The 23,784-nt window shown below is 42.3% G+C and carries 15 protein-coding genes and 1 tRNA gene; 11 read left to right on the top strand and 5 right to left on the bottom strand.

Annotation, left to right across the window (positions count from 1 at the left end):
• Positions 1-9: 9 nt before the first annotated feature.
• Both JS40_RS06285 and JS40_RS06280 read right to left on the bottom strand, forming a co-directional pair.
• Positions 10-1,530: an OmpP1/FadL family transporter gene (locus JS40_RS06285; RefSeq protein ID WP_034259205.1), complete on the bottom strand. Its 1,521-nt coding sequence runs from the start codon at positions 1,528-1,530 to the stop codon at positions 10-12.
• Positions 1,531-1,560: 30 nt separating this feature from the next.
• A complete protein-coding gene (locus tag JS40_RS06280) occupies positions 1,561-2,580 on the bottom strand; it encodes a hypothetical protein (RefSeq protein WP_051957513.1) in 1,020 nt (339 codons plus the stop codon).
• A 102-nt stretch (positions 2,581-2,682) separates the two neighbouring features.
• On the opposite strand from JS40_RS06280, the gene proS reads away from it, so the two are divergent.
• From proS to rpsT, 3 genes are all read left to right on the top strand, one after another.
• A complete protein-coding gene (gene proS, locus JS40_RS06275; RefSeq protein ID WP_034259203.1) occupies positions 2,683-4,158 on the top strand; it encodes a proline--tRNA ligase in 1,476 nt (491 codons plus the stop codon).
• Positions 4,159-4,235: 77 nt separating this feature from the next.
• A tRNA-Glu gene (locus JS40_RS06270) sits at positions 4,236-4,307 on the top strand.
• 28 nt (positions 4,308-4,335) lie between these two features.
• Entirely contained in the window at positions 4,336-4,587 is a 252-nt protein-coding gene (gene rpsT / locus JS40_RS06265) for a 30S ribosomal protein S20 (RefSeq protein WP_034259200.1), read from the top strand.
• Between the two features lie 74 nt (positions 4,588-4,661).
• Here the strand turns inward: rpsT and coaD are convergent, their stop codons facing one another.
• Together coaD and JS40_RS06255 are read right to left on the bottom strand one after the other, a co-directional pair.
• Entirely contained in the window at positions 4,662-5,111 is a 450-nt protein-coding gene (gene coaD / locus JS40_RS06260) for a pantetheine-phosphate adenylyltransferase (protein ID WP_034259198.1), read from the bottom strand.
• 13 nt (positions 5,112-5,124) lie between these two features.
• Positions 5,125-6,108 (bottom strand): D-alanine--D-alanine ligase, encoded by a 984-nt coding sequence (locus tag JS40_RS06255; RefSeq protein ID WP_034259196.1) that lies wholly within the window; start codon positions 6,106-6,108, stop codon positions 5,125-5,127.
• A 97-nt stretch (positions 6,109-6,205) separates the two neighbouring features.
• Between JS40_RS06255 and JS40_RS06250 the strand changes: the two genes are divergently transcribed.
• The 5 genes from JS40_RS06250 (at position 6,206) to JS40_RS06230 (ending at position 11,658) form a co-directional block, all read left to right on the top strand.
• Positions 6,206-6,847, top strand: coding sequence for a PASTA domain-containing protein (locus tag JS40_RS06250; RefSeq protein WP_034259194.1), 642 nt, complete (start codon positions 6,206-6,208; stop codon positions 6,845-6,847).
• The gene (locus tag JS40_RS06245) at positions 6,837-7,871 is read left to right on the top strand and encodes an RluA family pseudouridine synthase (RefSeq protein ID WP_034262165.1); all 1,035 of its coding nucleotides are present in this window, start codon (positions 6,837-6,839) and stop codon (positions 7,869-7,871) included. The genes JS40_RS06250 and JS40_RS06245 overlap by 11 nt, the downstream gene beginning before the upstream one ends.
• A 90-nt stretch (positions 7,872-7,961) precedes the next feature.
• The gene (gene yaaA, locus JS40_RS06240; RefSeq protein ID WP_034259192.1) at positions 7,962-8,723 is read left to right on the top strand and encodes a peroxide stress protein YaaA; all 762 of its coding nucleotides are present in this window, start codon (positions 7,962-7,964) and stop codon (positions 8,721-8,723) included.
• Positions 8,724-8,735: 12 nt separating this feature from the next.
• Complete coding sequence (locus JS40_RS06235; protein WP_034259190.1) at positions 8,736-9,422, top strand: uracil-DNA glycosylase family protein; 687 nt, start codon at positions 8,736-8,738, stop codon at positions 9,420-9,422.
• Positions 9,423-9,528: 106 nt separating this feature from the next.
• On the top strand, positions 9,529-11,658 hold the full coding sequence (locus JS40_RS06230) for a T9SS type A sorting domain-containing protein (protein WP_034259188.1): 2,130 nt from the start codon (positions 9,529-9,531) through the stop codon (positions 11,656-11,658).
• A 241-nt stretch (positions 11,659-11,899) separates the two neighbouring features.
• Here JS40_RS06230 and JS40_RS06225 read toward each other — a convergent pair whose 3' ends face one another.
• Positions 11,900-15,184, bottom strand: coding sequence for a VCBS repeat-containing protein (locus tag JS40_RS06225; RefSeq protein WP_034259186.1), 3,285 nt, complete (start codon positions 15,182-15,184; stop codon positions 11,900-11,902).
• Between the two features lie 222 nt (positions 15,185-15,406).
• Between JS40_RS06225 and JS40_RS06220 the strand changes: the two genes are divergently transcribed.
• From JS40_RS06220 to JS40_RS06210, 3 genes are all read left to right on the top strand, one after another.
• Positions 15,407-16,756, top strand: coding sequence for an HTTM domain-containing protein (locus tag JS40_RS06220; RefSeq protein ID WP_084677451.1), 1,350 nt, complete (start codon positions 15,407-15,409; stop codon positions 16,754-16,756).
• Positions 16,757-16,917: 161 nt separating this feature from the next.
• Complete coding sequence (locus JS40_RS06215; RefSeq protein WP_051957512.1) at positions 16,918-20,142, top strand: VCBS repeat-containing protein; 3,225 nt, start codon at positions 16,918-16,920, stop codon at positions 20,140-20,142.
• Positions 20,143-20,340: 198 nt separating this feature from the next.
• Positions 20,341-23,784: proprotein convertase P-domain-containing protein (locus JS40_RS06210; protein ID WP_201770360.1), on the top strand; the 3,444-nt coding region annotated here is incomplete at its 3' end.

The following is a 23,784-nucleotide window of genomic DNA, read 5'->3' as shown; positions in this document are numbered from 1 at the left end:
TGGGATGGATTAAAGATTCAATCCTAAGGTAAAGACAATATTACTCTGCGTTGTATCTATCAAAACAGTGTCTGTAAGACCAACCTTATATAATTGTTGGGATCTGCTTTGTTCCGATCGAGCGTAGGATATATCGAAAGTATAATTTCCAAAATTATACCCTACTCCTAAGGAAAAACCTGATAGATCTTCCACAGTTACTTCATCTTGGTACGGACTCTCTTCGTATCTAACCCCACCACGCAAGCTTAGATTATCAATTCTATATTCTCCTCCCAAACGATAGGTTGAAGCATCCTTTAATGTTTCTCTAATGAAGGCATTTTCAGCAATAAAAAAAGGATCATTTTTCGGACTGAACTCTGTATTGGCATAGTCTTTATAGCTATAGTCGAAGCTAATGAGACCTTTTTTGCCGAAAACCTGAGCTATTCCAATAGCAACCTTCCCCGGGGTTCTCAAGTTGTAATCTTCGAAGACATTTATAACACGAGGATTCACAATCTGGTCTATGGTTACACCCTCTTCCACACGCTCGGTCTCTAGGTATTGTGTGGTTTCTTCAGAAATAACATGCCATGTAGGGGTGTCATAAGAAAGAGAAATACGGGAGTTATCTGCTACTTTCAGAATTGCTCCTATTTGAGCTGAAAAACCGGAACCTAAGACCGAAAGATTATTCTCAAATCCAACTTGGGTTACAACGCTTCCGGGGTTGTTATTGGATTCGTATAAATAAGTATATCTGTCAAAATCGATAATATGTGTGTTCAAATTAATTCCGAAGAAAAGATTGTCGTTATATTGTGTGGCAAAGTTCATGGTGTACTTTCCGTTATAACCTCTCGTTAAATGTGCATATTCTTGATTAAAGGTTCCTGAAGCAATATTTGAGGTATATTGTGTATTCTGTGAATTGGTTGGATCGACAGGATCAAATATAAATCCCTGATAGCCAAGAAATGCATTTTGAGCAGCAGTGCCTTGCGTTTCTCCCAGAAATGTATATAAGTCGGAAATGGTTTCTGAGCCCTGTAGTTGTAGAAGGTCAAGAGGAATCCCTTGTGCTTGTGCTAAGAAGAAAGAGCCTATAGATGTGTTTCCGGTACCTTTTGAAAAGACCTCATTATCGAAATCGTTGGTGCTAATATAATTGAGTCCCAGCGTAAATTTTTTCCAGGGTGATTCTTCATCTGCATTATTAAATACAAAGACCGCTCCTGCCTGATTTAAGTTCGCATCGGCATCAAAACTTCTAATACGGCTGTTAAAATAGGTAGCATTGTTCTCGATGTCCTTGATATCTAAAGAAATCGATATGCTATTTGTGAGGAAAACAGCGCTTCCGGCAGGATTTATTGCCATGGAGGAAACATCCCCTCCCAAAGCGTTGAAAGCTCCACTAAGCGCATTGAACCTGGCGGTACCGTTTATATTTTCGGTACCGTAACGCAAGGCATCGGTAATATCTTGGGCGTTTGAAACAGTCATAGAAAGGACTGTTATGAGTAAGAAAGAAATTCTTTTCATAATGAAGTTATAAAAAATGATGAAATGATTTTATCCGCGACCGCCACCTCTGCGTCCGCCGCCACCTCTGCTTCCGGAGGAACGCGAACTACCACTCGAACTTCGTATGGTTCCACTGGAACGACTTCCTCCCGACGAGCGGGAAACATTGGGTCTGCTCGATCTGTTATTTCGGATCGTATTAGAGTTCGACCGGGACGTGTTTGGACGATAGACATTATTGTTTCTAGATGTATTTGTTCTAGGTCTTGTGATCGTTGAGTTACGACGGATATTTGAAGTACGGTCACCATTAAACCTTGAACTGCGGCGTGTGGAATTCACGTTAGATCGGCGATTCAATTCAGATCTGCTGTAAGAATCTCTACCGTTGGTAGCGTTGGAGCGTCCACGGGTAGAACTTCTGCCCAAACCGTAATCTAAATTTCTCCGACCACGGTTATAAGCAATATTGTTGTAGCCTCCATAACCGTAATACGGATTATAGTATCCGCCGTAATAGCCACCATAGTAAAAGGGGTGCCCCCATCCATAATAGCCGTAGAAAGGATAGCCCCAGCCAAAGCCAATGTTCCAGTGCGGACGGTGCCAGTAATAGGGATAGCCCCAATAGCCTCCGTACCATGGATTATACCATCCATGACCATACCATCCAAATCCGCCATTGTCGTATACGTTGATGGTGATATTCTCCGGGTTATCACCCCAAGCGCCATATCCTTCTTCATAGTCTGACTCCTCTACAATAATATAACCATCCTCATCGATACTTTCGGTGGTGGTGTAGGCTTCAATGTCTGTAAAAATTAGATTTTCTTCGGGAAGGTCTTCAAATGCTTTGTCCTTCGATTCAAAATACTGTTTGTAGTAACTCGATTTTTCGCTGGAATCCTCGGCTGTTGTGGTGGTTACTTCAGTTTCAGAATTATAAATTCCGTCCGAATCGCCATAACCGTTATTATACGTACCGCAAGCGGTTAGCAGCACTGCGGTTATCCCTGCGAGTGCAAGAGAAAATGATTTTTTAAAAGAGGTATATATAATTTGCATAACAGCGGTAATTTAAATTGTTGGACATTATAAAAATAGTTAGTTTTGCCGAGAAGAACTAACATTTAACATAAGCACAAGATTTGTGCCAAACTACCTGCTATGGCTGATAAATTGACGACTCGCGCTGAGGATTATTCAAAATGGTATAATGATCTGGTGCTAATGGCGGATCTTGCTGAGAATTCGGGGGTTAGGGGATGTATGGTGATCAAACCCTACGGTTTTGCTATCTGGGAACGAATGCAGGCAGAACTGGATAGAATGTTCAAGGAAACGGGACATCAAAACGCTTATTTCCCATTATTTATTCCGAAATCATATTTCAGTAAGGAGGCGAGCCATGTAGACGGATTTGCAAAGGAGTGTGCTGTGGTAACGCACTATCGATTAAAGAATGCTGAAGACGGCAGTGGTATTGTAGTAGATCCTACAGCAAAGCTTGAAGAGGAACTAATTGTTCGCCCAACTTCCGAAACCATTATATGGGATACCTACAGGAAATGGATACAATCGTATCGTGATCTGCCGCTTTTGATCAATCAATGGGCCAACGTAGTGCGTTGGGAGATGCGAACTCGCTTATTTCTTCGTACGGCAGAGTTTCTGTGGCAAGAGGGACATACCGCACATGCGACCGAAGCTGAAGCCATTGCCGAGGCTGAGCAGATGATGAATATATATGCCGACTTCGTGGAAACCTATATGGCTGTGCCCGTCATTAAGGGACTGAAGACCGAAAGCGAGCGATTTGCAGGTGCTTTGGAAACCTATTGTATTGAAGCGTTAATGCAAGACGGGAAAGCGCTGCAAGCAGGTACTTCTCATTTCTTAGGGCAGAACTTTGCAAAAGCGTTCGATGTTAAATTTGCCACCAAGGAAGGCAAGCAAGAATATGTCTGGGCTACCTCTTGGGGCGTTTCTACACGATTGATGGGAGCATTGGTGATGACACATAGTGACGACAATGGTCTGGTAATCCCTCCTAACTTAGCGCCAGATCAAGTAGTGATCGTTCCTATATATCGCAATGATGAACAGTTTGACGCAGTAAGCAATGCTGCCAATGAGCTCATGGGATCGCTGCGCGCAAAGGGAATTCGTGTAAAGTTCGATAACAGGGATACCCATAAACCAGGGTGGAAATTCAACGAGTACGAATTAAAGGGAGTTCCTGTACGTATTGCCATTGGTCCAAAGGATCTGGAGAACGGCACCGTGGAAATAGCCAGGCGGGATACACTAACCAAAGAAGTGGTGGCGCAGGAAGCAGTGGTAGAGACGGTCGTTTCGTTAATGGATACCATACAAAAGAACTTATTTCAGAAAGCAAGCCTGCACCGTAAGGAGCATACCACAGTTGTTGAAACCTATGAGGAATTTAAAGAGGTGCTGGAAGCCAAAGGAGGCTTTATATTAGCGCATTGGGACGGTACTGCCGAGACCGAAGAGAAGATAAAGAATGAAACAAAAGCGACGATCCGCTGTATCCCTTTGGAGGGAGCTTCGGAAGCGGGACACTGTATGGTTACAGGAAAACCATCGTCTCAACGGGTGGTTTTTGCTAAGGCCTATTAAAATTTTCAAAAAAAGTTTATTAGGATTTGCGGCATTAAAAAATAGTTGTATTTTTGCATCCGCATTTGAAAATAAATGGTCCGTTCGTCTAGGGGTTAGGACGCCAGGTTTTCATCCTGGTAACAGGGGTTCGATTCCCCTACGGACTACAAAGAATTAAGTTTTAAAAAAAACAACATGGCGAATCACAAGTCAGCACTAAAAAGAATTAGAAACAGCGAAACAAAACGTTTACGCAATCGCTATCAGCATAAGACAGCGCGTAACGCCGTGAAGAAATTCAAGGAGACTACTTCTAAGAAGGAAGCAGAAACTATGTTTCCTGAGGTTGTTTCTATGATCGACAAGTTAGCTAAGAAGAATATCATTCACGATAACAAAGCAGCGAACTTGAAATCTCAGTTGGCAAAGCACGTAGCAGCGCTATAAGCTGTTGATCGTCTAAAAATTAAAACTCCTTCAGTTTTGCTGAAGGAGTTTTTTTGTTTCCCTATTTTCCTTTGTTATTGAACCGACTTAGGCACCAGCATTTTATAATCTCCGTCATTTCTTGCTATATCGCGGACAATAGAAGATGAGACATGTGAGTATTGGGGGCTGCACATTAAAAACACCGAATCGACACCATTCACCAGATCATTGGCTTGTGCGATCGTTTGTTCATAGGTGAAATCGGTAGTGTTCCTTAAGCCCCTAAGGATACAATTTGCCCCTTGTTCTTTGCAAAATGCAGCGGTAAGGCCCGTATAGCTCATTACCTTAATTTTGCTGTTTCCCAGAAATGTTTCAGAAATAAAAGCCATACGCGCCTCAAGAGGCCACATATATGTTTTGGCTTCGTTCACACCTATCGCAACGATGATCTCGTCAAAAAAAGGTAAGGCACGTTCAATAATATCAACATGCCCAAGAGTGACAGGGTCGAAGGATCCGGGAAATACAGCACGCTTCATAGGTTAAAGATACTTAGTTTTTTACAAATGCTTCTTCAATGAGTATTCCGAAGAATTCGGTCAAACTCATTCCGGCTTCCCGAGCTTGCTTTGGAATGATACTTTCTTTCGAAAGTCCCGGAGTGGTATTGATCTCTAGAAAAAAGGGTTTTCCATTTTGAAGAATGAACTCACTGCGTGTGACCCCTTTCATGTTCAGTAGTTTATAGATACGTTGTGCTTCGGCCTTTACTTTTTCTGTTTCTTCTTCGGAAATGCGAGCGGGCGTGATTTCTTGGGATTTACCCAAATATTTGGCTTCGTAATCAAAAAAGTCATTTTCTGAAACGATCTCGGTAGCCGGAAGCACGATCACTTCATTGTTATGTGTGTAGACACCTACCGAAACTTCCACGCCAATTAAAGCGGTTTCTATTATGATCTCGTTATCCTCCTCGAAGGCTTTCTCGATGGCAGGAAGTAACTGCTCCATATCATGCACCTTGCTTACACCAAAGCTGGAACCCGCTCTGTTCGGTTTTACAAAACAGGGAAGTCCGACGATCTTTACAATTTCTTCTTTATGAATTTCATTTCCTTTATTAAGGTAATAGGATTTGGCGCAGGATACTCCAAACCGTTGTAATACCGAAAGACAATCTCGTTTATTAAAACTAAGTGCGGCTTGATAGAATCCGGTACTGGTTTGAGGGATATTCAAAAGCTCCCAGTAAGCTTGTAAATAGCCGTCTTCGCCGGGGGTTCCGTGTATGGTGTTGAAAACGGCATCGGGGATGATGGTGGTTCCGTTTACCGTAAAACCAAAGTTAGATTTATCGATGGCGTGTTTCGTACCTTCCGGAGCAAGGTAAAACCAACCCTCCTTTAGAAGGTGGACAGGGTAAACGTGATAGCGCGAAGTGTCAAGTGATTCACACACCACACCGCCACTTAATAAGGAGATCTCGAACTCACTGGAATAGCCGCCCATAGCGACTGCAATATGTTTCTTTGCCATAACAAAAATATAAAACGGACGTTTAACAAAAATATCACTAATCAATAGAACTATACTAACTTTAGGTTTTATATTTTTGTCGTGTTAACTACAGCTTATGTCGTTTATTAAATTCCTGTTCACCAAAACCTTTTTAAAGCAATTGCTCTATGCGGTCTTGGTACTTATCGTTTTATCTTTCTTGATCTTATGGTGGCTTCGCGGTACTACCAATCATGGTGAAACTATAGAAGTTCCTAACCTAGCCAAGATGTCATTGGACGATGTGGAAGCGCTTTTGGATGAGAACGATCTGCGGTTTGAGATCTTGGATTCGGCTAACTACAACCCGGATTTCCCTAAATACTCGGTGATTGAACAAATTCCAAAAGCGGGGAAATTCGTAAAAGAAGACCGTAAGATCTATTTATACCTCAACCCTTCGGGATACCGGAAAGTGGTGGTTCCTCCCGTGGTTGGAAAAACACGCCGACAAGCAGAACCTACCTTGCTGGCGATGGGCTTTGAGATTGGTAAAATAAGCTACAGACCATATATAGCTAAAGATGAAGTGTTGGAGCTTCGGCATAAAGGAGAAAAACTGGAGCCCGGGACCGAGCTTCAGATCACCGAAGTGATCGATCTTATTTTGGGAGATGGTTCGGGAAGTTTGCGGCAAGAGGAAGATTTGGACGAAGGCGACGGTCTTTCCGAAGAAGGCACCGAAACAGAAATTGAAAATGAAGGAGATGGCGAATGAACCCATTAACGATCCCGAAAGTGATGATCTTTTTGAGCATTATCGGTTTGTAGCAGACAAAGGGCAACAGCCGTTACGGGTCGATAAATACCTTATGAACAGGGTTGAAAATGCCACCCGAAATAAAATTCAGAAGGCAGCAAAAGACGGAAACATCTATGTGAACGATGTTGCTGTAAAATCCAGTTACAAAGTAAAGGGGAATGATGTCGTAACCGTGCTTTTCGAGCACCCTCCCTACGAATATCTACTGGTTCCAGAGAATATACCAATAGACATTGTTCATGAAGATAATGAAGTGCTGGTGGTGAACAAACCTGCCGGAATGGTAGTACATCCCGGACATGGGAACTATAGCGGCACCCTCATTAACGCCCTTACCTATCACTTCGAAAATCTTCCTAACAACAGCAGTAACCGACCCGGGCTCGTTCATCGCATCGATAAAGATACCAGCGGATTGCTGGTCATTGCAAAGACCGAAGAGGCCATGACGCACCTGTCCAGACAATTTTTCAATAAATCGACAGAGCGAGAATATGTGGCCTTGGTTTGGGGAAATGTTGAAGAAGAGGAAGGAACGATCGAAGGAAACATTGGACGGCATCCAAAGAATCGATTGCAGAATACTGTTTTTGAAGGGGATGAGGCCGAAAAAGGCAAACCGGCTGTAACACATTATAAGGTCTTGGAGCGCCTGGGATATGTAACCCTGCTATCCTGTCGTCTTGAAACAGGACGTACACACCAGATACGGGTGCATTTAAAACATATTGGACATACACTTTTTAATGACGAACGCTACGGCGGCGAGAAAATATTAAAAGGGACCAGTTTTAGCAAATACAAACAATTCGTCGAGAATTGCTTCAAATTATTACCCAGACAAGCGTTGCATGCCCGCACCTTGGGATTTGAGCATCCGGTGACTGGGATAGTACTTCGATTTGAAGCGCCTATTCCGGAAGATATGGAACAATGCCTTGAGAAATGGCGGCAGTATGCCAAGCATGTGATCGAATAATCAACCCACATTATTATACCATTGGAACTACCAATGCGATAGGCTGTTTATTTACTCGTTTCTTACTATTTTTGAAAAAAAGCATTTGTTATGAAAATTGTCGTCTCTCCGGCCAAATCCCTTGATTTTGAAACCAAATTACCCACAACACGAGGCACGCAACCACAATTCCTGGAACAAGCCGAACAGCTCAACTCAAAACTTTCCAACAAGTCGAAAAAAGCAATTAGGGAACTTATGAGTATTAGCGATGCACTCGCCGAGCTCAATTACCATCGTTATAAGGATTTTTCTACACCGTTCACTAAAAAGAATGCCCGCCCGGCGGTCTATGCATTTGCTGGGGATGTTTATCAGGGATTGGATGCCTATTCCATTCCTGAAGCTAAGATCGACCTGTTGCAAGACAGCCTTCGAATCTTATCGGGGATGTATGGAATGCTCCGTCCGCTGGATCTCATACAGCCCTATCGTCTGGAAATGGGCACCGACCTAAAGATCAACAGGAAAAAGAATCTGTATGAATTTTGGGGTGACGCGATCACAAATGCACTCAATGACGAACTGGAGGACAACGAGCTGTTCCTGAATCTTGCGAGTCAGGAGTATTTTAAGGTAATCAATATCAAAAAACTAAAAGTGCCTGTAATTTCGCCGGTGTTCAAGGATTTTAAGAATGGTGAACTAAAGATCATTTCATTCTTCGCAAAAAAAGCTAGAGGAAGCATGGTACGGTATATCATCGATCATGATACCAAAACCCTACGTGGTATTAAGGGTTTCGATTACGATGGATATGCTTACAGCGAAAAGTATACAGAAAACGAGAACGAACCCGTCTTTATTCGGTAACTGAGCTACATAATGTCAAAAAGGTTGCAAAAAGACTCACTTTTCCATCATGTTCATCCCTATGCACCGTTTATTCCCGAAGGAGCCACAAAACTTATAGTAGGTACTTTACCGCCACCTCGCTTTACAACCGGGGAATTGAAAGAAGGGGATGTAGATTTTTGCTACGGAAGCCGAGACGGACAACTCTGGCCTATTCTAAATGCTATCTTTGATCTGGACCTAAGTTTTGAGACCACGACTGAAGCGGTAGTACAACGAAAACAATTCTTGATCGATAGGGGCATCGGGATCTGCGATATCGTTGCTTCAGCCAAACGCGAAAAGATCGATGCTTCAGACCTTGGGATGCAGGATGTCGAACTTCGTGATCTCATTTCGATCCTAGGACAATTCCCTAATATAGATACCTTGCTCTTTACCGGCGGAAATAGCAAGAACGGACCGGAGTACCTTTTCCGAAGGTTGTTAAAACAGTATTCCATTCCTTTTAAGATAAGTACTTCGGAAATCCCCAGAATTCATCATTTTAGACATCCCGAAACTTCCAGACCAATCACTACAGTATCCCTGACGGCACCTTCGGGAGCTGCGAACAGAGCTGTTGGTAGTTTGTTGGCTTACAAGGAGATGAAAAAAAGGTACCCCCACAAAACGACCTTGGATTTTAGGATAGAGCAATACCGGTCCTATTTTTAGAATGTTAAATTAAAGTAAAATCGTACAATTCTACAGACTCTCATTTTCCAAAGGGTCTTGAGTTTTGTATTTTTACTGAATTGATAATAACCTAAAAATAGATTCTATGAAGAAGATTTTTACTTTACTTTTTATGCTTACGCTTAGCTTGTCCTTTGGACAAGTCTTGAATGAAACTTTTGACGACGCCACAGGCTTCACGACCAGTTCCGGATTTTTCTCAGACGGAACAGGAGATTACTTTGGTCTTGCCGTGGCCGATGACTGGGGTGCAGGAACTACCCCTTCACAACTAAAGGCCTATACCGGCTTTACCGGAGCCTTTTTAACAGGAATGGACCTGGATGGGGAGGGCGCTACATTACCTATTGTAGTGGACTGGACCGGACTGGATATCACAGGTCTGGGAGGATTAACCTTTAACGGGGAGTTCGCAGAGTTCTTTGATTCACCCGGCGATATCGATCCAAACGATTTTATACTCGTTGAATATCAAATCGATGGCGGTGGATATCAAAACCTTATTGCTTTTGAAGGAGCAGATTTTAGTACTTCCGTCAATGGAATCTTTAGAGAAGATACCAATTTTGATGGAGAAGGTGATGGTGCTGCATTGGGAGATGCCGCTGCTAATTTCATGAAAACAATCGCAGGAGCCGGGACAACGCTGGACTTGCGCTTAACTGTTTCTGTAGATTCCGGTGATGAGGATTTTGCTGTCGATAATTTTGTGATTACAGGAACCCCTACTACCGATACGACACCACCGGTGATTACGTGCCCAGCAGATATCATGATGGATAACGACGCAGGAATTTGTGGTGCCATAGTGACCTTTGCAGATGCTACGGCCACAGACGATACCGATCCTAATCCTGCAGTAACCCAAACGGCCGGTCCTGCCAGTGGTTCTGAATTTCCGGTAGGGGATACCGTGATTGAGTTTACCGCCACAGACGCATCGGGTAACTCCAGTATCTGTACCTTTACGATAACTGTGAACGACGTCGAAGGACCCGCGATATCATGTCCGTTGGATGTAACTGTAGATAACGATCCCGGACTTTGTGAAGCAGTAGTGAACTATGCTATTCCTACCGCAACCGATAACTGTCCGCAACCACCAACCCCCGGTACTTTAAGCACTTTGTTTACAGGAGGGAATGGTTCCTTCGGAAATATGTTCGATATCAATGCACTAAGCACCGTGGTGATCAATTCTTTTGATGTGAACATGGATACGGGAGCCGTATTAGATGTAGATGTTTATGCAAAAGTAGGTACTTGGGCAGGTTCTGAGGATTCCCCGGGAGACTGGACCTTGATAGGCACTGCAACTGGCGTAGTTTCTAATGGAGACGGTGTGGCAACACCATTAAATTTAACTCTAAACTACACCATTCCATCCGGTGAGACCCACGCATTCTATGTAACGCCAACTAATGGAACCACGGGACAAGGGTTTAATTATACCAATGGTACCACGACGGGTGCTGTATTTGCGAGTGATGCGAATATTGAATTCTTAGAAGGTGCGGCAAAAGCCTTCCCTTGGACAGGAACTACGTTTGCACCACGTATCTTCAACGGAAACATTATATATGAAACCGGAGGATTGAATGTACAACTGGTTTCCGGTCTGGGAAGCGGTGCTGCCTTTCCGGTAGGAACAACGACCGAAACCTATGAAGTAACAGATGCTGCGGGAAATACCAGCATGTGTTCGTTTGATGTGACGGTAGAAGATGTGGAGGCACCGGTCATTATGTGCCCTGCAGACCAAACGGTTACCGCAGATACATCTGGGACTTATACGGTACCGGATTATGTAGGGGACGGGATCGCCACGGTCACAGAAAATTGTACTGCAGATCCTACAGTGGTTCAATCACCATCCCCGGGAACTATGGTTACAGCCGGAACAACATCGGTCTCTATTATTGTAACAGATGATGCAGGAAATCAAGCAGTTTGTGTTTTCAACTTGATCGTAGAGCCAAACCTTGGCATTGATGATGTCGCATTGGCCAATGTTAGTATGTTCCCTAACCCTGCTACAGGTGTGGTTCGTGTAAATACCGAAGTAGAGAACATTTCAGTATTTAATGTGCTAGGACAGAAAGTGCTGGTATCACGATCCAATACGTTTGATGTAAGCAGTCTTCCTTCCGGATCCTATTTAGTAGAAATTACTGCTGAAGCCGGAACCGCAACAAAACAACTTATCGTCGAATAGACCTAGTTGCGATATACTAAAAATCCTCCCTTAAAAAAGGGAGGATTTTTTTTATGAAATCATGTTGACCGGCACTGTTCTATAAGAGCTTGCGATAATTGAAAAAAAGGAAACCTATTTAATTACAGATAAACACCTCTCTAATTCTTCCTACAAATAGGAGGCTGGGAGGGGATGTAATACAAGATTATAAAATATAATCCTACATTATTCTACCACAGTACCTTCAGACTTACTACTTTCAAAAAGTAAAGATCTTTAAAGGTGCATTGTTGCTAACAACCATATAATGCTGCACCCCTTGAATTGAGATTTCAGCTATATCCTTTGCATCCCAGTGAATATAAGGATCGTATGCTTCGGAATAGGAGAAACCGCCCTTTCCGTCACCCAATAATACATAGCCGTAATTGCTGTCGTAGCGAATGGTCTCCACTTCGGCATCGTAAATGGCACCAATGCCCATTACATCCATTTTTCCGTCGTTATTATAATCCTTGGGAAGAAAGGCCATAGTGGGTCCCAGTTGTGCTTCATTAGGTAATTTGTGCAGTTTAAAGGCGCCGTTACCAAGATTTTCAGCATACATACTTTCAAAGGCATGAGCCACAAGCTTATAGGCATCTTTTAATTTGTCCTCGCCGTAGATGTCCTTCATTTCCAAACTAGCAAACTCTTTAAAGCTCTGGATCTTTTCTAATAGAAATGGGTTCTGTTCGCTACTGCATTGTTTCCCCCGAACGGGAACCAGCCTTCCGTCATTGATCTTACTTAAAGCCACATCGAAGCTTCCATTGTTGTCAAAATCCTTTCCGTAGATATAAATAGGCTTGTCTTTCTTAGGCTGAAATTTATTGTTCTTTCCAATATTCCCTAACATATAATCCATATCGCCGTCCCCGTCGAAATCGGTTTCGGAAATACTAAACCACCAACCTTCGGAAGTATCGAGTCCACTGGTCTTTTCAGATCTTTTAAAACGGCCGTTTGTGTTATCGAAAAATGTAGGGCCCATCCATTCGCCAATGACCATGAGGTCGAGATCACCATCGCTGTCGTAATCGGTAAAAAGCGCGTCTGACACCATTCCAATGGCCTCCAGATCTTGATTGGCAGGGGTGATATCCTTAAAGATGCCTTTCTGGTTCTCAAGCAGGTATGATCCCGGGGCCAGTGGATACTTTTTTGAAACCACATTGCCACCTACAAACAGGTCCAGATCCCCGTCTTTGTCGAAATCACCGGCGGCGATGCTCTTACCGGAACCTAGCATTTTAGGGAGTGCACTGGTCTTTTTAAAGTTTCCTTTGCCGTCATTTGTATACAAGCGATCCTGAAGTAAGGGATCATTTTCTGAAAGTTCATATCCGGCACTTACCACATACAGGTCGAGATCGCCGTCTGTATCTGCATCAAAAAAGAGCGCATTGGCATCTTCGTATTTTGCTTCGGATCTCCACAGGGAGGCATTTGCTTCAGAAAAGGTACCGTCTTCCTTCTGAAAGTACATTGCTGCCGGGGCTCCGGCTGCGTTTCCGACGAAAAAATCGTCCAAACCATCATTGTTGAGATCACCCGTGATGATGCCCGTACCTTTTGAAGATTGTTTTTGAGGTAGTAATAGCTGCAGGGAATAGTCATTAAAATCGTTCTCCTTATGCGCATAAGAAATTCCCAGAGCACCCGGGTCGACTTCCTTTTTAAGACGTTCCTTGCTACGGAATGTCACCGACTCGTTCTTAGCAGTGTTGTAAGAAATCGCAAGTCGCTGGTTGGCCTTAACGTTAGTGGTTTTTGAAACCTTGCCGTCGGGCCATGCTACGAGAATTTCTGTTATTTCGGGATGATCGCCAAGCCCAAACTGAAGCACCTTGGAGACAGAAGACTCAAAACCCCGCGTAAGGTATTGTTCCTGGATTTGTGCCTTATCACCATGTTTTACAATAACCTTGGCGCCGATCCCCAACGGATTGTTAGCAGGACCTGCAAGTGTGACTTGGAGGTAATTGTTGTTAGCATTGTTTTTGTAAATACCGGCAGCATCGTAAAGGTTATTCGTAATAAGATCAAGGTCACCGTCGTTGTCCAGATCTGCATAGGCCGCACCATTAGAATATCCCGGATCGTTTAGACCCCATGCTTCGATCTTTTTGGTGAAGGTGAGATCACCGTTATTTTGATAGATGTAGTTGTTCAGTTTTTCTGAAGGGATCATATCCAGAACTTCTTCCAGTGGCATGGCTTTGCCACTTTCCATAATGGCATAGAGTTGTTTTCTCACGTCCTGATTGGTATAATCCTTATCTACTCCATTGGTGACGAATAGATCCTTAAGGCCGTCATTGTCGAAATCGGCGATCAAAGGAGCCCAGCTCCAATCGGTTTTGGTAACACCGCTCATTTGGGAGGTTTCTTTAAATTTTCCTTGTCCGGTATTATAGTGCAGTGTATTTGCCATGTAGGTATGATGGTATCCAATATCTACCATTGTAAGGAAACTTTGGGTATCCATGGAGGCCATGTTTTCTTTGCTGCGTGCGTAATTTTCAGAAAGCATATCGACCGTGATGAGGTCCGGGTAGAGGTCGTTGTTAAGATCTGCATAGTCTGACCCCATACTATTCGTGGAAATATGGTCAAGCCTCTTCAGGATCTCATCTTTGAACGTACCATCCTTTTTATTGATATAAAGTACGTCGGGCTCCAAGAAATCGTTGGCCACGTAGATATCCTCCCAGCCATCTTCATTAAAATCGGATATTACCGCACTCAATCCCCAGGCCTTGTTGTAAAGACCGGCTTCACGAGTTACCTTAGTGAATCGGTTGCCGTCATTTCGGTATAACTGGTCGCTGGTAGTCTCTTCAATTTGTCGTTGAATATCTCCGCTAATGGTGCCGTTATTTTGAAAATCGTAACGGTGGTTCACAACGTAAAGGTCCAGGTCTCCGTCCCTGTCATAGTCTATAGGGTACGCCTGTGTGCTGTACCCCGGGTCATCGAGACCCCAAGCCGCGGCTGCTTGAGCGAATGTGCCATTTTGTTGGTTGATAAAAAGAAGATTACGCCTGGTGGCATCGTCCTTTAAAGATCCGGCCTTACAAACATAGATGTCCAGATAGCCGTCATTATTGATATCCAACATGGTCACACCGGTGGAAAAGCCCGAATAATCCTGTGTTTTGGCTGCAACCGTGATATCCTCAAATTCAAAATTACCCTTATTCTTGTACAGTTTATTGGGTCCGAAATTGGAAACAAAATATATATCTTCCAGCCCGTCATTGTCAATATCTCCCACGGCTACCCCAGCACCGGTGTAGATATACATATAATTCATAAAGTTGAAGTCCACGGTTTGTGTGATCACATTCTTGAAGGTGATACCCGATTGGTCTTCTGTGACTTTGGTAAAGAGGGTGGTGGCGCCATCGGTGAGCGTTCCGTCTTTTTTTGCTTCGGAAGAAGAACGATCACAACCTGTGCAAATCAACACACCGAGAAAAAGGAGTATGAAATATTTCATAATGAGAAGTATATAATAACAAATATATCAAATATGATCACATTGCATTATATGAAGAAAAAGAAACATCAAAGAAATTTTTAAAATCAGATATTAACTAAAAAGGTATATTTATGAAAATTTTAAGAGGTATAGAAAGGTTATTTCACCAAAATAAAGGCTTGCAAACTCCTAATGTTTTAAAATTCCAAACCGTTCGATAAAAATTAAACTTTATAATAAATGTTAGGGACCAACATATTAAAACGCTTAACACGAAGCATTGATGGAATGTCTTTGGCGCTTTTTAGAATTTGTTTTGGTCTGGTCATGCTTTGGGAACTCTTTTATTTTATTAGGATTGATTTTGTAAAAGTCTTTCTCATCAATCCGCAGGTGCAATTATCATATGCTTACACTTCTTTTATAAAACCACTTCCTGAGCCTTTATTGGATCTGCTAATAATTTTTTTAATGATCTCCTGTATGTTTATTGTATTAGGAGTCCATTTTAAAAAGGCAATGATTTTCTTTTGTGTGGGGTTTACCTATTTATTCCTGCTTGACAAGGCATACTACAACAATCATTTGTACATGATCTGTCTGTTATCTTTTTTGCTCATCTTCGTCCCGGCAGATAACGTTTTGTCCTTCAAAAAAAGGAAAGTACCGAATAAGATTGAGCCCCAATATTGGCATCTTTTGATCCTAAGGTTGCAGATAGCTATTGTTTATTTTTTTGGGGGAATCGCAAAATTGAACTATGATTGGTTAATTAGTCAGCAGCCGGTACGTATTATATTATTGAATAAAGCTGGGAAAAGCCAACTTGCCGAATTTTTTAATGGCGAAGCAGGGATCTATTTCTTCACCTATGGAGGACTCCTTTTTGACCTGCTTATTCCATTTCTTCTATTCATACCTAAGACCAGATTGATTGCAATCATCGCCGCTTTATTATTCAATATATTGAATGCTTGGCTCTTTGATGATATTAATATATTCCCGTATTTTATGATGGCGGCTCTCGTCTTATTTTTGGACAGTGAAAAGTTAGGGCGCTATATACGAAGAAAAGACCTGAGAATTCGAACAAACGTTTCAGAAGCAACTCCAAAGCAAACACTGAAGCGACCCATTTTTGCTTTTTTAATACTTTACTTTATTGTACAACTAATAATGCCGTTCCGTCATTTTTTGTATCAAGGAAATGTAGAATGGACCGGTGCGGGACAACGTTTTTCATGGCGTATGAAAATACAGCATAGAAGCATTAAAAATTTAGAATTCAGAGTCTTTGATATGCAAAACAAAATAATTTATCCGGTGGATATGCGTGGCTATGGATTAAATAATGACCAGATAAATACAATTGCTTACGACCCTAGCGCAGTTTTACAGTTCGCCAATTTTTTGGAAGAATATTGTAAAGTATACAAGGGTATGGATCATGTTGAAGTAAAATCCAATGTTTTTGTGACCTTTAATGGCAGGTCTCCACAGCATGTTTTTGATCCCGAAGTGAATTTATTAACCTTGGACGACAATCCCTTTAAAATACATAATAACATTAGAAAATTACAAGATAACTAACTCCTATGAGCCGCATAACTTCTCCCGTAAAATTGATTTTCAAACAAGGAATAATGAAATGCTTTAATAAGAAATTATTACTTCTTTTCGGAATCGTATTTTTTTGTAATTGCTCTTCGAACCTAGAGCAAAATATTCCATTTGAAGGTCCTCTTTTTTCAATGGTACCTCCTGAGCAGTCAGGGGTGACTTTTGTAAATACCGTTCCTGAAACGCCCGAAATGAATATTTTAACCTATCAATACTTGCATAATGGGGCCGGTGTAGCGATTGGGGATATCAATAACGATGGTCTTCCCGACATTTTCTTTACCGCAAATTACGGCCCGAACTTTCTTTACCTTAATAAGGGCGATTTAAAATTTGAGGAAATTGGGAAATCGGCGGGAGTGGGTGGAAAAGTAGGTTGGTCTACAGGCTGCACCATGGTCGATATTAATAACGACGGGTTCTTGGATATTTATGTAAGTCGATCTGGAAATCTGGGTCCAGAGCAACGTAGAAATCTTTTATTTGTAAATAATGGAGATCTCACGTTCACTGAAAGTGCCGCCACATACGGACTGGACGATCCCGGCTATTCTACGCAAGCAACATTTTTTGATTATGACAAAGATGGAGACTTAGATATGTTCATGCTAAATCATCCCATATCTCCTGCTTTAGATATAGATTTTGATGCTCTGGCCACAGAAAGGAACAATGCATCTGGCGACCGCCTGTATAAGAACAATAATGGACGTTTTGAAGATGTAAGTGAGACCGCAGGAATAATAAGTAATAGCATTGGTTATGGGCTTAGTGCTTCAGTTGGAGACCTTAACAACGATGGCTGGCCGGATCTGTACGTATGTAACGATTATTTAGAACGTGATTATCTGTACTTCAATAATCAAGATGGGACTTTTTCAGAAAACCTGAAAAATGCAACACGACATATTTCAAATTTTTCGATGGGTTCTGATATTGCAGATTTCAATGATGATGGATTTTTGGATATCATGGTAGTGGATATGGTAGCTGAAGATAATTACAGGATAAAGACCAATATGTCCGGCATGAATCCCGAAAAATTCTATAGAGCGGTTAATAATGGATTTCATTATCAATATATGACCAATACGCTACAAATGAACAATGGAAATGGCACCTTTAGCGATGTAGCCAAAATGTCGGGAGTTTCGAATACCGATTGGAGTTGGGCTCCGCTCTGGGCCGATTTTGATAACGACGGTAAAAAAGATCTTTTTGTAACCAATGGGCTGCGAAAGGAAGCGCGTAATAATGATTTTGTGAAGAAAAAGACCCAATTGTTAAAAGCCATTGAGGAACAGCCCGAAAAACAATTGGAATTCATTAAAAAAATCTTAGATGAAATGCCTCAGACAAAGGTCAAAAACTATATGTTTAAAAATGAAGGTGATCTCTCCTTTAAAAATAAAACCGATGATTGGGGATTTTCAGAGCCTTCGTTTTCAAATGGAGCAGCGTACGCAGATCTGGACAACGACGGCGACCTAGACTTAGTTATATCGAACATAGATCACACTGCATTTTTATATGAAAACAATAGTGAAAAATTAAAAGAACATCACTTTTTAAAAATAAAATTAAAGGGCCCCAAGGGGAACCCCTCGGGTTTAGGTACTCGTATTACCATAAAGGCAAATGATACTTATCAAATGAAGGAACATTATCTCAGTAAAGGCTACCAGTCGTCAATGGAAGATAAGATCCATTTTGGAGTGGGATCATCCAAAGTAATAGACTCCATTTGGATACAGTGGCCGGATGAAACAGTACAACTTCTTACAAATATTGATGCCAATAAAGAAGTTGATGTAGCTTATAAAATTGGTGAAACTGCTGTCATACCTAACTTAAAGAAAGGCAAAAAGACTGTGGTAATAGAAGAGGTTACTTCAAATATAGATTTGGCCTTTAGGCATGTGGAGAACGAATACGACGATTTTAAGAAAGAAACATTGTTGCCGCATAAAATGTCAACACTGGGTCCGGCAAGTGCAGTAAATGATGTGAACGGAGATGGTCTGGACGATCTTTTTGTAGGAGGTGCCAATGGGTACGCAGGAGTGCTTTTTATTCAAGAAACGAATGGATCCTTTAAGAAACACCAAGAATCAATTTGGAATACAGATGCAGCATATGAAGATATTGCAGCTGTCTTTTTTGATGCAGATACAGACGGCGATCAAGATTTATATGTGGTTAGCGGAGGAAACGAATTTGATCCCGATTCTGCTAAACTACAAGATAGATTATATATAAATGATGGGAAAGGAAACTTTCAGAAGTCCAAACAGGCACTTCCTACAATGAAAACCAGCGGGGGCTGCGTGACGGTAGCCGATTATGATAACGATGGGGATCTAGATTTGTTTGTGGGAGGAAGAGTTGTGCCAGGAATGTATCCCAAGGCACCAAAAAGCTATTTATTAGAAAATAATAACGGAGTATTTACTGATGTAACAGAAAAAATAGCTCCAGACTTAGTTCATGCCGGGTTAGTGACAAGAGCACTTTGGACCGATTTTGATAATGACGGTAAAAAAGACTTGATTGTAACCGGAGAATGGATGCCCATTACGGTGTTTAAAAATAACGGGCAGAAATTTAATAATGTAACGGAAAAGCTAGGCCTTCAAGACACCAATGGTTGGTGGTATAGTATTGCTTCCGGGGATTTCGATAACGATGGTGATGAAGATTATATAGTAGGTAATTTAGGGCAGAATTATAAATATCAAGCCAACAGCGAAACGTCATTCGATATTTATTATGATGATTTTGATGCCAATGGAACAGGGGATATTGTTTTAAGTTATACTGAAAACGGAAAGGATGTCCCGCTGCGAGGTAGAGAATGCTCGTCGCAGCAAATGCCTTTTATCAAAGAGAAATTTGGAACCTACGACGAGTTCGGGAAAGCAAGTCTTAACGACATTTTTGGAGAACAAAAACTGAAAAACGCACTGCATCTCACATCAAAATCTTTTGCAAGTATATACCTTGAAAATACAGGAGATAGCCAGTGGTTAATAAGACCTCTCCCTAGAATGGCGCAACTTTCTTCTTTAAACGGCATTCGTACCAGTGATTTCAATAATGACGGTTTTTTGGATGCAATTGTAGCGGGAAATTTATATGCTTCGGAAGTGGAGACGCCTAGAAACGATGCCGGTAACGGATTGATTCTTTTAGGTGATGGAAAGGGGAGTTTTAAAGCAGAACCCTGCATGAACACAGGTTTCTTTGCTCCTAATGATGTAAAAGAGCTTCAGTTTATCAATATCAAGGGGAAGCCTCACATTATTGCAGTCAACAATAATGATTTACTTCAATTTTTTCAGCTTGAAAAATCGTAGAATTCGCTGCTTCATCTAAAGGGATCCAGATACTATGTATTTCGTGAAGTTGCTACGAATAAATTTGTTGTATGGTCGGCTAAATTCAACCGCTTGACGATTAATATTCAATATCTTATTTTTTTTTTTGGGTGAAAAAAAAATGTAGTATCTTAACATCGTTTTAACAATAATCAAATTAATCTAAATTATGAATTTATGAAAAAATTTACTCTAGGGATTGTGCTTAGTGCAATCTTATTATTAACAGGCACTCTGCAAGCCCAAATCTCGACCTTCCCTTATACGGAAAGTTTTGAAGCGGGTCCAGCCGGATGGGCAACTGACGGAGGAGCTAATGACTCTTGGGCTTTGGGAACACCAGCCAAGCCGGTCATTATTGGTGCTTCCGATGGTACACAAGCATGGGTAACCAACTTAACAGGATTATATCCAGCTAACCATCAAGCAGCCATCGTAAGTCCTGTATTCGATTTTTCAACAGCTTCAGGACAGCCCAACATTACTTTGGATGTATGGTGGGAATCTGAATTTAGTTGGGATGGAGCAGTACTTCAAACTTCTACTAATGGTGGTGGTACTTGGGCCGATGTAGGTGCTTTTGGCGATCCTAACAATTGGTACACCGACGGAACCATCAATGGATTACCGGGTAACGAAGATGGATGGACAGGACGCAACGGAACTGGACCTACCGGAGGTAGTAATGGATGGAGAACAGCCGTACACCCCTTGAACGGGATGTTAGGGCAGCCTTCTGTTATTTTACGTGTTCTCTTTGGATCTGATAGCTCCGTTAATGATGACGGATTTGCATTCGACAATGTGCGTATTACTTTGGGAGATCCTCCGGTAATCGCTTGTCCGCCTAGCACAACGGCCGATACAGACCCCGGACAGTGTTCAGCGGTGGTGAACTTTACACCTGCCGTTGCCATTGACCCAGAAGATGGGCCAGTAGCAGTGACGCAAACCATGGGACCTGCCAGTGGTAGTGCATTCCCTACTGGTGTGACTATTGTGGAATTCTCTGCAACCGATAGCGACGGGAATGTTTCTTTTTGTCAGTTTACGGTTACAGTAACAGACAATGAAGACCCTGTGGCTGTTTGTCAGGATATTACCGTAGAATTGGATCCTGTAACCGGTACTGCTTCAATTACGGCAGCAGATATCGATAACGGATCTTCAGACAACTGCGGAATCGTTAGTTCAACCGTGTCACCAAATATGTTCACCTGTTCTAATGTAGGTGATAATACAGTAACTCTTACTGTTACAGATGCACAAGGAAATTCAACCATGTGTACTGCAATCGTAACTGTAGAAGATAATACAGCTCCTGTCATTGTATGTCAGGGAGAGCCGGGAATCGTTTCTGTAACAGAAGATTTTGAAGCGGCTACTATTCCTGCAGGATGGTCTACTGTAATTGTAAATGGTTTACAAGACTGGACGTTTGGTTCAGGAGCAATGCCGGGAACAACAGATTTTCCAACCAATGCAGCTATCTTTGATGATGACGCAGCGGGTGGCACAGGTGATAACCACGTGGCCCATTTACTGTCTCCGATATACGATCTTTCAGCTTCTGTAACTGCAGACCTGTCTTTCGATTATGCATTAGGTGACTTTGCAGGTTCCGGATTACTAAGAGCCGAAGTTTGGGACGGTGCTGCATGGCAGCAAGTGTTCTTGGCTGATGGAATGGATATTCCACCGAGTCCGTCGGGCGTGATCGATGTTTCTGCTTTCGCAAATGCCGATTTCCAGGTTCGTTTTACATACGATGATGAAAATTCAGGATGGAACTGGGGTGCCGGTGTGGATAACTTCCAGTTAGATTACGAACTGGCTACTTCACCACCGTTCGACGTAGTACTTGATGCTAGTGGAAACGCAACTATCGATGCATCCATGTTATTGACAAGTGTCACTGAAGCATGTAGCTATATAGTAACCGTTGGAGGTCCTGCCTCTGCGATGAACGTAACCGAATGTGGTAATGCACCCGAAGGTATTCCTGCCGGAGCTCCCGGAACAACTTCAGGACCAATGAACCCTTCTATCGCTACAGTGACAGACACAGGAGTTATTGGAACTGATTATACTTTCGGAAACATTGAAATGAATATTCAACATACTTGGGCGTCCGATATCGACATGACATTGACCTCTCCTTCCGGAACAATTATCAATGTAATGATGGATCGCGGTGGCAGTAGTGGATTGGATGTAGCTGCAACCTTAGTGTTTACAGATGCATCAACCAATGACGTTACTATGTGGTCGAGTGGTGTGCCTGCAGCAGATTATCAAGCTGAAGGCGGATTGTTCAATACCGTATTTGCCGGTGAGCCAATCGATGGTGATTGGACGTTGAACATTACTGATGATGCCGGTGGCGATTCAGGAACATTGAACAGCTACTGTATTACATTCGCTCCAATTGTTGACACAACAGTTAGTTTTGACTGTTCACAATTAGGAGAGAACCAAGTGGAGGTATTTGTTACTGATAACAGCGGGAATTCAACTAGCTGTATTGCTACAGTGAATGTTATCGATGCTACAGCACCTGTTATTACGTGTGTGGGACCAACGGTTCCTGTAATTACAGATACAGTGTCTGATACACCTGCATTGGCAATTCCGGATAACGATCCGGTGGGTGCTTCTACTACTATTACAGTAGCAGATGATTTTGTAATCACCGACTTGAACGTTGCTATGGATATAACCCACACATGGGTAGGAGATCTAATTATCACATTAGAATCACCTGCGGGTACAACTGCCGTACTTGTTGACAGAATGGGTACTACTACGGGTGGTGTTGGATGTTCTTCGAACGATCTTGAGATTACTCTTGATGATGAAGCTACATTGCCAATTGAAGACGAGTGTCAAGCTGGTCCTCCTGCTGCTTCTGGTGATTTCACACCAAACAACCCGCTTTCTATATTCGACGGAGAGAGCACTGTGGGTGACTGGATACTTACCATCACCGATAATGCTGGTGGCGATACAGGAACCTTAAACTCTTGGGGCCTTACTTATAGCTACGATGGTACACCAACTTTAGCCTTCCCAATTCTATTGGGTGCTGATGGAACTGCTACCATTGATCCATTGGATCTCTTGGCTACAGTGGACGAAGCTTGTGGTATTTCTACTGCTGCTGCTGATATCACTATGTTCGACTGTTCGGATATTGGAAGTATCATCGATGTAACAGTGTTTGTTTCTGATGCGAGCGGTAATATCGCTTCTTGTGTTGCACAAGTAGAGGTATTCGACCAATTGGCACCGGAGATCACTTGTCCTGCAGACCAGACCGTAGATCCGGGAGCAGACAACTTGTTCTATACTGTACCGGATTACTTCGCTACAGGTGAAGCCACTGCAACAGACAACTGTACCGATCCTGTAACGATCACCACACAAGACCCGGCAGCCGGCACTCAGTTGGCCGATGGTGTCTATACCGTGACTCTTACAGCAGAGGATGAATATGGTAACGTAGCTACGTGTACCTTCGAGTTGACTGTTGAGACCGTTCTAGGTGTGAACGATACATCGTTAGACAATGCAATTGTGATGTATCCAAATCCGGCACGTGATATCTTGACCATCTCCAAC

The sequence above is a fragment of the Altibacter lentus genome, assembly GCF_000746845.1.
Taxonomy (GTDB): domain Bacteria; phylum Bacteroidota; class Bacteroidia; order Flavobacteriales; family Flavobacteriaceae; genus Altibacter; species Altibacter lentus.
The sequence above is the reverse complement of the archived record's forward strand: the minus strand, read 5'-3'. Positions and strand labels throughout refer to the sequence as shown.

Coding starts and splice junctions, on each gene's coding strand:
- JS40_RS06285 (WP_034259205.1), bottom strand. CDS start 1,530: ATGAAAAGAATTTCTTTCTTACTCATAACAGTCCTTTCTATGACTGTT.
- JS40_RS06280 (WP_051957513.1), bottom strand. CDS start 2,580: ATGCAAATTATATATACCTCTTTTAAAAAATCATTTTCTCTTGCACTC.
- proS (WP_034259203.1), top strand. CDS start 2,683: ATGGCTGATAAATTGACGACTCGCGCTGAGGATTATTCAAAATGGTAT.
- rpsT (WP_034259200.1), top strand. CDS start 4,336: ATGGCGAATCACAAGTCAGCACTAAAAAGAATTAGAAACAGCGAAACA.
- coaD (WP_034259198.1), bottom strand. CDS start 5,111: ATGAAGCGTGCTGTATTTCCCGGATCCTTCGACCCTGTCACTCTTGGG.
- JS40_RS06255 (WP_034259196.1), bottom strand. CDS start 6,108: ATGGCAAAGAAACATATTGCAGTCGCTATGGGCGGCTATTCCAGTGAG.
- JS40_RS06250 (WP_034259194.1), top strand. CDS start 6,206: ATGTCGTTTATTAAATTCCTGTTCACCAAAACCTTTTTAAAGCAATTG.
- JS40_RS06245 (WP_034262165.1), top strand. CDS start 6,837: ATGGCGAATGAACCCATTAACGATCCCGAAAGTGATGATCTTTTTGAG.
- yaaA (WP_034259192.1), top strand. CDS start 7,962: ATGAAAATTGTCGTCTCTCCGGCCAAATCCCTTGATTTTGAAACCAAA.
- JS40_RS06235 (WP_034259190.1), top strand. CDS start 8,736: ATGTCAAAAAGGTTGCAAAAAGACTCACTTTTCCATCATGTTCATCCC.
- JS40_RS06230 (WP_034259188.1), top strand. CDS start 9,529: ATGAAGAAGATTTTTACTTTACTTTTTATGCTTACGCTTAGCTTGTCC.
- JS40_RS06225 (WP_034259186.1), bottom strand. CDS start 15,184: ATGAAATATTTCATACTCCTTTTTCTCGGTGTGTTGATTTGCACAGGT.
- JS40_RS06220 (WP_084677451.1), top strand. CDS start 15,407: ATGTTAGGGACCAACATATTAAAACGCTTAACACGAAGCATTGATGGA.
- JS40_RS06215 (WP_051957512.1), top strand. CDS start 16,918: ATGGTACCTCCTGAGCAGTCAGGGGTGACTTTTGTAAATACCGTTCCT.